This is a genomic window from Streptomyces argenteolus, from assembly GCF_042902585.1.
Lineage (GTDB): Bacteria > Actinomycetota > Actinomycetes > Streptomycetales > Streptomycetaceae > Streptomyces > Streptomyces argenteolus.
This window is the reverse complement of the sequence record NZ_JBIBEG010000006.1, coordinates 515,845-527,140: the sequence shown is the minus strand read 5'-3', so window position 1 is coordinate 527,140 and position 11,296 is coordinate 515,845. Positions and strand designations below refer to the sequence as shown.

The 11,296-nt window shown below is 72.0% G+C and carries 10 protein-coding genes; 5 read left to right on the top strand and 5 right to left on the bottom strand.

Annotated elements, in window-relative coordinates; all coding sequences use genetic code 11:
- The first annotated feature begins 455 nt into the window (after positions 1-455).
- Both ACFY8O_RS23610 and ptsP read left to right on the top strand, forming a co-directional pair.
- Positions 456-905, top strand: coding sequence for a PTS sugar transporter subunit IIA (locus tag ACFY8O_RS23610; protein WP_033304207.1), 450 nt, complete (start codon positions 456-458; stop codon positions 903-905).
- Positions 906-980: 75 nt separating this feature from the next.
- A complete protein-coding gene (gene ptsP / locus ACFY8O_RS23605) occupies positions 981-2,651 on the top strand; it encodes a phosphoenolpyruvate--protein phosphotransferase (protein ID WP_145812569.1) in 1,671 nt (556 codons plus the stop codon).
- A gap of 87 nt (positions 2,652-2,738) precedes the next feature.
- On the opposite strand, the gene ACFY8O_RS23600 is transcribed toward ptsP, so the two are convergent.
- Both ACFY8O_RS23600 and ACFY8O_RS23595 read right to left on the bottom strand, forming a co-directional pair.
- Positions 2,739-3,656 carry a hypothetical protein gene (locus tag ACFY8O_RS23600; RefSeq protein WP_387905354.1) on the bottom strand — a complete coding sequence of 306 codons (918 nt, stop codon included), beginning with the start codon at positions 3,654-3,656 and terminating at the stop codon, positions 2,739-2,741.
- A gap of 78 nt (positions 3,657-3,734) precedes the next feature.
- Positions 3,735-5,711, bottom strand: coding sequence for an acetoacetate--CoA ligase (locus tag ACFY8O_RS23595; RefSeq protein ID WP_387905351.1), 1,977 nt, complete (start codon positions 5,709-5,711; stop codon positions 3,735-3,737).
- 221 nt (positions 5,712-5,932) lie between these two features.
- Here ACFY8O_RS23595 and ACFY8O_RS23590 point away from each other — a divergent pair, with 221 nt between their 5' ends.
- Positions 5,933-8,302: a glycoside hydrolase family 31 protein gene (locus ACFY8O_RS23590; RefSeq protein WP_387905348.1), complete on the top strand. Its 2,370-nt coding sequence runs from the start codon at positions 5,933-5,935 to the stop codon at positions 8,300-8,302.
- On the opposite strand, the gene ACFY8O_RS23585 is transcribed toward ACFY8O_RS23590, so the two are convergent.
- On the bottom strand, positions 8,293-8,796 hold the full coding sequence (locus ACFY8O_RS23585) for an NUDIX domain-containing protein (RefSeq protein WP_387905345.1): 504 nt from the start codon (positions 8,794-8,796) through the stop codon (positions 8,293-8,295). The genes ACFY8O_RS23590 and ACFY8O_RS23585 overlap by 10 nt on opposite strands.
- 60 nt (positions 8,797-8,856) lie before the next feature.
- Here ACFY8O_RS23585 and ACFY8O_RS23580 point away from each other — a divergent pair, with 60 nt between their 5' ends.
- Both ACFY8O_RS23580 and ACFY8O_RS23575 read left to right on the top strand, forming a co-directional pair.
- On the top strand, positions 8,857-9,663 hold the full coding sequence (locus ACFY8O_RS23580) for a M15 family metallopeptidase (protein ID WP_387905342.1): 807 nt from the start codon (positions 8,857-8,859) through the stop codon (positions 9,661-9,663).
- A 127-nt stretch (positions 9,664-9,790) separates the two neighbouring features.
- Positions 9,791-10,138 (top strand): Mpo1-like protein, encoded by a 348-nt coding sequence (locus tag ACFY8O_RS23575; RefSeq protein ID WP_145812550.1) that lies wholly within the window; start codon positions 9,791-9,793, stop codon positions 10,136-10,138.
- Positions 10,139-10,269: 131 nt separating this feature from the next.
- Here the strand turns inward: ACFY8O_RS23575 and ACFY8O_RS23570 are convergent, their stop codons facing one another.
- Both ACFY8O_RS23570 and ACFY8O_RS23565 read right to left on the bottom strand, forming a co-directional pair.
- Positions 10,270-10,875, bottom strand: a complete 606-nt coding sequence (locus tag ACFY8O_RS23570; protein ID WP_145812545.1) for a GTP-binding protein — start codon at positions 10,873-10,875, stop codon at positions 10,270-10,272.
- Entirely contained in the window at positions 10,856-11,293 is a 438-nt protein-coding gene (locus tag ACFY8O_RS23565) for a DUF742 domain-containing protein (RefSeq protein WP_145812541.1), read from the bottom strand. Before ACFY8O_RS23565 ends, ACFY8O_RS23570 begins: the two co-directional genes overlap by 20 nt.
- Positions 11,294-11,296 lie beyond the last annotated feature (3 nt).

The window sequence follows — 11,296 nt, the reverse complement described above, 5'->3', positions numbered from 1 at the left end:
TTCACCGGGGCCCTCCGGGCGCTTCCCTTCGTTCTTGCGTTTCCGACTCTATCAGACTCTTTCGTGTCCGATTCCCGGTCGAAGCGGGTTACTGCATTTCGCTTTCCAGTTCTTCGCTTTCGCGTTTCCCTTTCCGGCGAGTCCGACTCTATCAGGCCTTTTCCTATTCACTTGACCAGGGTCCCGCAGGCATGCGGAAGCCACGATCAGAGTTAGAGTCTGGCTTGGGAGTCGCCGCCGGCCCCGGACCAGAGGTCTCGGTGGGGCCAGGCAGGAGTACGACAGTACAGCTCCCCGTGAGACGAGGCAAATCGTTTGCGGTGTGCTCCTAGGTCCGCCAACCGGTAGCTCTCGGGCGGAACCGGGACTTCATATGACTTACGCTGCTGATCGGAACGCCGCCCTCCATCATCCGTGGCGGTGACAGACGGATCCCCACCCCTGGGAGGCTCTCCATGACCACAGTGACGTCCCCTCTTGCCGGCCGCGCCATCGGGCTCACCGCGGTCCCCGACCCCGTGTTCTCCGGAGCGATGGTCGGTCCCGGTACTGCCATCGACCCCGTGCGCGAGCCTTCCGAGGCCGTCTCCCCGGTCGACGGCATTGTCGTCTCCCTGCACCCGCACGCCTTCGTCGTCGTGGACGACCAGGGACACGGAGTACTGACGCACCTCGGGATCGACACGGTGCAGCTCAACGGCGAGGGCTTCGAGCTCCTCGTGAACAAGGGGGACACGGTGACCCGCGGCCAGGGCATCGTCCGCTGGGACCCCGCCGGTGTCGAGGCGGCCGGCAAGTCGGCGATCTGCCCGGTCGTGGCCCTGGAGGCCACCGCCGAGTCGCTCTCCGATGTCCGTGAGGACGGCGACGTGAAGGTCGGCGAGACGCTGTTCGGCTGGCAGTGACACCCTCGGCGCACCACGCGCCGGTCGGGTATCCACCGCGGTGGCGCAGTCGCCGCACAATCGGAGACAGGTGAAATGGAGACAACGCTGCGAGGCGTCGGCGTGAGCCACGGGGTGGCGATCGGCGAAGTTCGGCACATGGGTACGGCGGTTCTCGAGCCGCCGGCCAAGCAGATTCCCGCGGAGGAGGCCGAGCGCGAGCAGGGGCGCGCCCGCCAGGCCGTGGAAGCTGTCGCGGCCGACCTCATCGCACGCGGCAACCTGGCCGGGGGCGAGGCACAGCACGTGCTGGAGGCCCAGGCCATGATGGCGCAGGACCCCGAGCTCATCGCCGACGTCGAGCGCCGCATCGCTGTCGGCAGCACCGCCGAGCGCGGTGTCTACGACGCGTTCGCCGCGTACCGGGCGCTGCTGGCCAACGCCGGGGAGTACCTGGCGGGGCGTGTGGCCGACCTCGACGACGTACGGAACAGGATCGTGGCGCGGCTGCTCGGTGTCCCGATGCCGGGTGTGCCGGACAGCGACGAGCCGTACGTGCTGATCGCGCGTGACCTGGCTCCCGCCGACACGGCACTGCTGGACCCCACGCTGGTGCTCGGTTTCGTGACCGAGGAAGGTGGGCCGACCAGCCACAGCGCCATCCTGGCGCGGGCGCTCGGTGTGCCGGCCGTGGTGGCTCTCCCGGGGGCGGGCGAGATCGCCGAGGGCACCGTCGTGGCGGTGGACGGGAGCACCGGTGAGATCTTCGTCGAGCCCAGCCAGGAGAAGCGCGCCGAGATGGAGAGCGCCTCGGCCGCCCGGAAGGCGGCCCTGTCGGCCGTGACCGGGCCTGGTGCCACCTCCGACGGTCACAAGGTGCCGCTGCTCGCCAACGTCGGCGGTCCCGGTGACGTGCCGGCCGCGGTCGAGGCCGGCGCCGAGGGCGTCGGGCTGTTCCGCACGGAGTTCCTCTTCCTGGACGACAGCAAGCAGGCGCCGTCCGAGGAGAAGCAGATCGCGGCCTACCGCGCGGTGCTCGAGGCGTTTCCCGAAGGCCGTGTCGTCGTGCGGGTGCTGGACGCGGGTGCCGACAAGCCGCTCGACTTCCTGACCCCGGCGGACGAGCCGAACCCCGCGCTGGGCGTGCGGGGTCTGCGCAGCCTGCTGGACCACCCGGACGTGCTGCGGACCCAGCTGACCGCGCTGGCACGGGCGGCCGAAGGTCTGCCGGTGTACCTCGAGGTCATGGCGCCGATGGTGGCGGACCGTGCCGACGCGAAGGCCTTCGCCGACGCCTGCCGTGAGGCGGGACTGCAGGCGAAGTTCGGGGCGATGGTGGAGATTCCGTCCGCCGCGCTCAGGGCCCGCTCGATCCTGCAGGAGGTGGAGTTCCTGTCGCTCGGCACCAACGACCTGGCGCAGTACACCTTCGCCGCCGACCGTCAGGTGGGCGCGGTCTCGCGGCTCCAGGACCCGTGGCAGCCGGCGCTGCTCGATCTGGTGGCGCTGTCGGCCGAGGCCGCGAGGGCGGAGGGCAAGAGCTGCGGTGTCTGTGGCGAGGCCGCATCGGACCCGCTGCTCGCGTGTGTGCTGACCGGTCTCGGGGTGACCTCCCTGTCGATGGGCGCGGCATCCATCCCGTACGTCCGGGCGACGCTGGCGAAGCACACGCTCGCGCAGTGCGAGCGTGCCGCCTCCGCCGCGCGGGCGGCGGACTCCGCCGAGGAGGCACGCCTCGCGGCGCAGGCGGTGCTGTCGGGCGAGTGAGCCGGGCCGGTCCGCGTGCGCGAGGACCGGGCAGGTGAGGGGTCCCCGCCGGTGACGGCGGGGACCCCTTCCGTCTTTCTCCGGTGCTCAGCGGTGTGCCTCCGGTTCGTCGGCGCCGAGGTCGAAGCCCGCGCAGTACTCCACACCTGGTTCGGGGGACACGGGGTCGCCCGTGTCGGCGTCGGTGCAGTAGGCGCTGAAGACCTCGCCCGCCGTGAGCGGGAGGAGGCTGCCGCGCTGCAGCCGCCAGCCGTGCACCCGGTCCGGCGCGCCCGGTGCGGTGGTGCGCAGGACGACCCCGCCCCGGCGCTCCAGCGCGACGCCGACGGCGAGGACGGTGGCGAACTCCGCTCCCTCGGTGGACGCGAGGCGCGCCGGGCCGCCCGGGTCCCGCGTGGTGTGCAGGACGGCGAGAAGCTGTTCGTTCTCCGTGGGGGTGCTGCAGACGATGTGGTGGGTGCCTGGCCCTGCCGTGTCCAGCAGCCGCGCCAGCAGGTGGGAGGCGCGGTCGAAGGCCGCCCTCCCGATGTCCTGCCCGCAGTCGGCGCAGTCGCCGAGGTCGGCGAGCAGCATCGTGGCGTACTCCCACGTGGCGCGGCGGACCGCGCGTGAGACGAGCAGGGGGATCAGCGTGTCGATGGCCTGGCCGGCGTACGCCACGGTGGCGCCCACCGCGGCGACTTCGGCGGTGAAGCGGCTGCGGCTCGTACGGTCGTCGGGGTCGATGCCCTCTTCAGCGCAGAACTCTGCGTAGTCCTCGGGGTCGAAGAGGGCCACGGTGGTGTGTGTGCCCTGCGCGGCGAGTGCCCGGAGCAGGCCTTCGGCCTGCCGGAGGTAGGCGGCGTGGTCGTCGAAGGTGAAGGTGCGGTAGCGGCGCATGGCCGCGAAGTCCTCCGGGTCGACCAGGAGGGCGACCGTGCTGGTGGCTTCGCGGCGCAGTGCGCGGCGGATGGAGGTCCCGGACCGGTGCCGGGCGCGTGCGGTGTGCTGCTTGTCGTGCGCCATGAGTCCCCCTGTGCGCTGCGGATCGATGCTCACTCAGCGTAATCAGAGGGACTGACAGCGGGCCTTCGGCCGGTCCGGTCAGCGGCGCTCGCGCGCGAGGTCCTCGTAGAAGTGGAGGAGTTCGAGGTTGTCGATGGATCCCGGGTTGACGGCCTTGGACAGGGCCGTGCCCTGGAGGAGCCGCTTGACCGGAACCTCGATGCGCTTGCCGGTGAGGGTGTGCGGGATGCCGGGCACCTCGATGACCTCGTCCGGGACATGGCGCGGGGAGAGGTTCTCGCGGATGGTTCGCCTGATGCTGTCGCGGAGGGCGTCGTCGAGCGTGGCTCCCTCGGCGAGGTGGACGAAGAGCGGCATCCAGTAGCCCCCGTCCGGTTCCTCGATGCCGATGACCAGGGATTCGCGGATCTCCGGGAGCCGCTCCACCGCCTCGTAGATGTCGGCGGATCCCATCCGCACGCCCTGCCGGTTGAGGGTGGAGTCGGACCGGCCGTGGATGACGACCGAGCCCCGGTCGGTGAGGGTGATCCAGTCCCCGTGGCGCCAGACGCCGGGGTACATGTCGAAGTAGCTGTCGTGGTAGCGGCTGCCGTCGGGGTCGTTCCAGAAGCGGACCGGCATGGAGGGCATGGGGGCGGTGACGACGAGCTCGCCGACCTCGCCCGTCAGCGGCTCGCCCGCGGGGTCCCAGGACTGGAGGTCCGTGCCGAGGCAGGGGGCCTGGAGCTCGCCGATGTGGACCGGCAGCGTGGGTACCGCGCCTGCGAAGCAGCTGCACACGTCCGTCCCGCCGCTGACGGAGGCGATCCACAGGTCCTCGGCGACCTCGTCGTGGAGCCACCGGAAGCCGTCGGGCGGGAGCGGGGAGCCGGTGGTGGCGACGCACTGGACGCGGCTGAGGTCGTGGTCACGGCCGGGGTGGACGCCCGCCTTGCGGCAGGCCATGACGTAGGCGGCGGAGGTGCCGAAGAGGGTCGCGCCGGTCTGTTCGGCGACGCGCCACTGGGCGCTGACGTCCGGATGGCCGGGGCTGCCGTCGTACAGCACGACGGTGGTGCCGGTGAGCAGGCCGGAGACGAGGAAGTTCCACATCATCCAGCCGGTGGAGGTGTACCAGAAGAAGCGGTCGTCGGGGCCGAGGTCGCAGTGCAGGCCGAGCTGCTTGAAGTGTTCGAGGAGGATCCCGCCCTGGGACTGGACGATCGCCTTCGGCAGTCCGGTGGTGCCGGAGGAGTACAGCACCCAGAGCGGGTGCTCGAAGGGGACCTGCTCGAAGACCGGTTCGGTGTCGGAGGCCGTGAGCGCCGCCCACTCCAGGGCGCCCTCCGGCGCCGGGGTGCCGAGGAGCGGGATGTGGACGACTGCGCGCACGGTGGGGAGCTCGCGGCGCAGTTCGGCCACGGTGGCGGTGCGGTCGTGCTCCTTGCCGCCGTAGCGGTATCCGTCGACGGTGAACAGGACGACGGGCTCGACCTGCTGGAAGCGGTCCAGGACGCTGCGGGCGCCGAAGTCGGGGGCGCAGGAGGTCCAGACTCCCCCGACGGCCGCGGTGGCGAGGAACGCGACGACCGCCTGCGGGATGTTGGGGAGGTATCCGCTGACCCGGTCGCCGGGGGCGACACCGAGGGCCCGGAGTTCGGCGGCCAGCGATCCCACCTGGCGCCGGAGTTCGGACCAGCCGGTCGCGGCTTGGGTGTGGGTCTCGTCGACGTACAGCAGGGCGGGGGTGTCTGCGCGCAGCGGGTCGAGGGCTGTCCGCAGGGCGTGCTCGGCGTAGTTGAGGGTGGCGCCGGGGAACCACTGGGCGCCGGGCATGGTGCGGTCGCCGATGACCGTCTCGTACGGGGTGGAGAAGCGTACGTCGAACCAGTCGGCGACGGCCTGCCAGAAGGTGTCGAGCTCTTCGACCGACCAGCGGTGCAGCGCCGCGTAGCCTCCGTCGGCGGGTGCTCCGTACCTGCCGGCCGCCCACTGCTGGAAGCGGGTGACGGCAGCGGCCTCGACGCGCTCGGGCCCGGGCTGCCAGAGGGGTGCTTCGTCGGCTGCTGAGGTCATGGCGGCTCCCTGGCCTTTCGGGGTGTACGCGGGGTGTGCGTCCGTTGCGCGCACGGGCTGGGATGTGCGCGTGAACGACACCCACGGACGATGCCATGTGATCGTCTTGCGCACCAGGGTCCCCCTGCCATGGTTGCGTGTCCCGCTGTGTGGTGGAGCCACAGGTGAACGGAAGCTGAACGGAACATGTTTCGGTCCCGGCGGATGGCAATGTGGCCGCCATGGATGGTCGTGACCTGCTGCGCTCGGTGAAAATGGTCGGTTCCGTACAGGGGATGCGTTCGGTGCGCTCGGCCTGGCGGCACCGGCGCGCGGATGCCCGGGAGCTGGTGCCGCGCGGGGCGGAACGGGCGCGTGTGCCCGGCCTGCTCGTGAGCGCGGAGCCGGAGCCGGGCGGGGGTGTGGTCAGGTTCGCCCGCTCGGAGCTCCGGATCCGGGTGGCGGTCGGGGGCGCGGTGTTCTGGTCCTGGGACGGGGCGGGCCCGCTGCCGTCGTACGCCCTGCCGGGGGCCGCTCCGGAGCCGGACACCCGGGCACGGCTGGAGCCGGACACGAACGGCGGCTGGCAGGTGGTGGCGGAGCGGCTGACGGTCGTGGTGTCGCGGCACGGGGCGGTGGAGCTGCGCACTCCGGGCGGGGTGGTGCTGCGCCGTGAGCTGCCGCCGCGCTGGTGGGAGCCGGTGGCGGGGGGTGCGGCGCGGTGGGTGCAGCGGTCCGAGGTGCCGGCGGACGCGCGCTTCTTCGGGCTGGGCGGGCGGGCCGGTGGGCCGAGGCTGAGGGAGGGCACCTACCGGTTGTGGAACACCGATCCGGGCGGTCGCTTCGGTCCCGGGGACGATCCGCTGTATCTGACGATGCCGGTGCAGCTGGTCGTCTCGGACGCGGGCACGCACCTGGCGTTCCATGACAACAGCTGGCCGGGGGCGGTGACGCTCCGGGAGGGCGAGGAGGGGGCGGGGTCGGGACATGACCGGCCGGGGGCGTGCGAGGTGCGGATGGAGGGCGGCCCGCTGCGCTGCTGGGTGGTGGTGGGCACGCCGGCCAGGGTGCTGCGGGGCTGGACGGCTCTGACGGGCGCGCCCGCGCTGCCGCCGTCGTGGGCGCTGGGTCCGCAGCACGCACGGTGGGGCTTCGGCAGCGAGCAGGAGGTGCGCCGGGTCGTGGCGGGGTACCGGGACCGGGAGCTCCCGTTGTCGGTGCTGCATCTGGACATCGATCACTACGACGCGCATCAGGTGTTCACCGTCGACCGGGAGCGGTTCCCCGATCTGCCCGGTCTGGCGAAGGAACTGGGCGAGGCCGGGGTGCGGCTGGTGTCGATCGTCGATCCGGCGGTGCCGGCGTCGGTGGGCAACGCGGTGTTCGACAGCGGGGCGGCCGTCGGTGCGCGGGGGGCGTTCGTCCGGGACGCGCAGGGGCGGCCGGTGCTCGGTGAGGTGTGGCCGGGTGCGTGCGTCTATCCGGATTTCACTGATCCACTTGTGCGGGAGTGGTGGGGTTCTCTGTACGAGGAGCGGCTCGCGCAGGGGTTCTCCGGGGTGTGGCACGACATGAACGAGCCGGTCTCCTTCTCGGCGTTCGGGGACCCGACCCTGCCCCGTTCGGCGCGGCACTCCCTGGAGGGTGTGGGGGGTGACCACCGCGAGGCCCACAACGTGTACGGCCTGACGATGGCGCGGGCGGGCTACGAGGGGCTGCTCCGGCTGCGCCCCGACGCGCGGCCGTTCCTGTTCTCCCGCTCGGGATGGGCGGGGATGCAGCGCTACGGCGGCACCTGGTCCGGGGACGTGGCGACGGGGTGGCCGGGGCTGCGCGCCTCGCTGGCGCTGGTGCTGGGGCTCGGGCTCTGCGGCGTGCCCTACTCGGGTCCCGACGTCGGGGGGTTCGACGGGTCGCCTTCGCCGGAGCTGTATCTGCGCTGGTTCCAGCTGGGCGCGTACATGCCGCTGTTCCGCACCCACGCGGCCATCGACGCGGGGCGCCGGGAGCCGTGGGAGTTCGGGCCCGAGGTGCTCGGGCACGCCCGGGAGGCCCTGCGGGAGCGGGAGCGGCTGCTGCCGTACTTCGTGACGCTGGCGCACCTGGCCCGGCTGACCGGCGCGCCCTACGTGCGTCCGTTGTGGTGGGGGGCCTCCGGGGACCGGGCCCTGCGGGACTGCGAGGACGCCTTCCTGCTGGGAGACGCGCTGCTGGTGGCCCCGGTGCTGGAGGAGGGCGCGGTCCGCCGGCCGGTGCGGCTGCCCCCGGGGCGGTGGTACGACACGGAGACGGGGCGGGCCTACGAGGGCCCCGGGCAGGTGATGGTGGACGCGCCGCTCTCCCGGATCCCCGTGCTGGCGCGGGCCGGGGCGGTGATCCCGGTGCGTGGCGCGGATGGCGCACCGGAACTGGAGGTGTGGGCTCCGCGCCCGGGGCGCACGGGCGGCGGCCTGGTCGTACGGGACGCGGGCGACGGGTGGGGACGGGCGGAGCCGGAGCGGTACACGTCGCGTCTCGTGGCGGGGCGTGTGGTGGTCGAGCGGGACGGCGAGAAGGGGGCGGTGGAGTGCCCTGTCCGGGTGCGGGGACTGGCTGGACCGGCTCAGCCGTAGTGGCCGGCGAACCAGGACCGTACCGCCTGGGTGTGGAGCGGGAAGGCGAGTTCGTCCGGGGTGCGCAGCACGGCGTGTCCCGAGGTCTCGTCCGTGGGGACGGAGGGCGGGAGTTCCTCTTCGAGGCGCTGCGGGAGCAGCCCGAAGAGCAGGAGGTGGCCGTCCGGGGAGCTCAGGGCGTCGGCGAGGCGCACCTCCGTCGGCTCGGCCGGGATGCCGGTCTCCTCGCGCAGTTCGCGTACGACCGCGTGGCGCCAGTCCTCGGTTTGGTCGATGTAGCCGCCGGGCAGGGCGACGCCACCCCGGTTCGGGGGGATGGTGCGGGTGATGACGACGAGGCCGGTACCGCGAGGGCCGGTGACGGGCAGGAGGGCGACGGCCACCGGGAGCGGGTTGCGGTAGGCCGTGTGGCCGCAGGTCCCGCAGGTGCGTGGCCAGGTGACGGTGTCGGCGGCGTACGGGGCCCCGCAGGAGCCGCAGTGGGAGTCCTTCACGGGCGGACTGTATCCGATCGCCCTTCTCCTGCGGCTCCGGAACTGATAGACGGTGTGCTCATGACAGGAATGAACCGTGTTCTGCGTGCCCTGGCCACCACGGCCGCCGCGCTGCTCGCCCTGACCGCTGCCGCCCCGGGCGCGGTGGCCCGCCCCGAACCGAAGGCTCCCCCGGAGTTCGTCGACCTTCGCTCCGTGGATCCGACGATCATCACGGAGATGCGCTACACCACCGCGCACAACTTCATGGGAGAGCCGGTGGACGGCTACCGGCAGCCCGTGTGCATCCTGACGCGGCCCGCGGCCCTCGCCCTGCGCACGGCCCAACGGAGCCTGTTGCGCCAGGGCTACTCGCTCAAGGTGTACGACTGTTACCGGCCGCAGCGGGCGGTCGACCACTTCGTGCGCTGGGCGAAGGACCTCGACGACCAGGTCATGAAGGACGAGTTCTATCCGCACGTCGACAAGACGCGGCTGTTCGAGGACGGTTACATCGCGGAGAAGTCCGGCCACAGCCGGGGAAGCACCGTGGACCTGACGCTCGTACAACTGCCCGCGGTGCCGACCAGGCCCTACGAGCCGGGCGAGGACCTCGCGCCGTGCTACGCGCCGCAGGGCGAGCGCTTCCCGGACAATTCGGTCGACATGGGCACGGGGTACGACTGCTTCGACACCTTGTCGCACACGGAGGACCCCCGTGTGCAGGGCGAGCAGCGCGCCAACCGGCAGCTCCTGAAGGGGACACTCACCGGTCTGGGCTTCGTGAATCTGGCCGAGGAGTGGTGGCACTTCACCTTCAAGCCGGAGCTCTTCCCTGAGACCTACTTCGACTTCCCGGTCGCCAGGCGTTCCGTCGCCGGTCACTGACGGGCGCCCGGCGGCGCGTCGGGAAGGGGCGGACCGGGACCACCCCCGTGGGCTCCGGCCGCCCCTTCCCGCATTCGGACGCCGATCCGCCGTATCCGGTTGCACCCCGAGCCATTACGGTGCCCTCATGTCACAGCAGACGTTCGACTCCTACGAAGAGTTCTGGCCCTACTACGTCGCGATGCACTCCAGGGCGGCGACCCGCTGGATCCATCTGACGGGCACCCTGACCGGCCTCGCGCTCACCGCGTACGGCCTGGCGCGCGGCCGGAAGCGGTACGCCCTGGCGTTGCCGCTGATCGGGTACGGCACCGCCTGGCCCGCGCACTTCCTCATCGAGAAGAACAATCCCGCGACCTTCGGGAACCCGGCGTGGTCGCTGCGGGGCGACGCGCAGATGATCCGGATGATGCTGGCCGGACGGGACGAGGAGCTGGCCGAGACCGCGCAGAAGTGGCTGGCGGAGAACACGTGAGCGGTCCCCGCGCGCGGGGTTGACGGCCCGTCAGCACCGGTGAAGACTTCCCTCACGTCCGCCGCCCCCCTCACCGTACGCGCGGCCCGTACCCCGGTCGGCGGGGGTACGGGCCGCGTTCGGTCCGGCTGTCAGGTCGTGGCGGGTTCCCTGGCCCCGTCCGCACGCACCATCGCGTGCTCGACGACGGCGACCAGCACATCCCGTACGGACGTCCTGTCGCGTGCGTCGCAGAGCAGGACCGGCACCTCCGGGTCGAGATCGAGGGCCGCCCTGACCGTCTCCGTGGGGAACCGCTCGGCGTCTTCGAAGAGGTTGACGGCGACCGTGAAGGGGATCGCGCGGCGCTCGAAGTAGTCGACCGCCGCGAAGCAGTCCTCCAGCCGCCGGGTGTCCGCGAGGACCACCGCGCCCAGGGCGCCCTGGGCCAGCTCGTCCCAGAGGAACCAGAAGCGGTCCTGGCCGGGCGTCCCGAACAGGTAGAGCACCAGGTCCTCGCGCAAGGTGATCCGGCCGAAGTCCATGGCCACCGTGGTGGTGTTCTTGCCCTCCACGCCGGCGAGGTCGTCCACGGGGCGGCCCGCCTCGCTCAGCCGTTCCTCCGTACGCAGCGGTCTGATCTCGCTGACCGCCCCCACCATCGTCGTCTTGCCCACACCGAAGCCACCCGCCACCAGGATCTTGAGGGTGACGGGCTCGACGGGCCGCTTCCGGCGGCTAGAGCGCCCGAAGGCCATTGATCACCTCGCGGAGAATGCTCACGTCCGGCAGCTCGGCCGGCGGAACGGGACGGGTGACGTGCACCAGTTCGTCCTCGACGAGATCACCTACCAGGACCCGGACGACCCCGACGGGGAGGTCGAGGCCTGAGGCGAGTTCGGCGATGGACTGGGGCAGGTCGTTGCAGAGTCGGACGATCTCCACGTGTTCCGGGGAGAGCGTCTGGTCCCGGCCCGGATCGTCGGCCGCCGGTTCGGGGACGACGATCGCGATCAGGTCGAGACGGTGGCGGGAGGCGCTGCTCGTACGCCCCCGGGTCATCGCGTAGGGCCGGACCACCGGGCCCGCTTCGGCGTCGTACCAGCGCGAGGAGCCCGCCGCGGCGGAAGCGGTCGGTGCTCCGGAAGCGCTGTCCCGGACGGAGTCGGCGCTCATGCC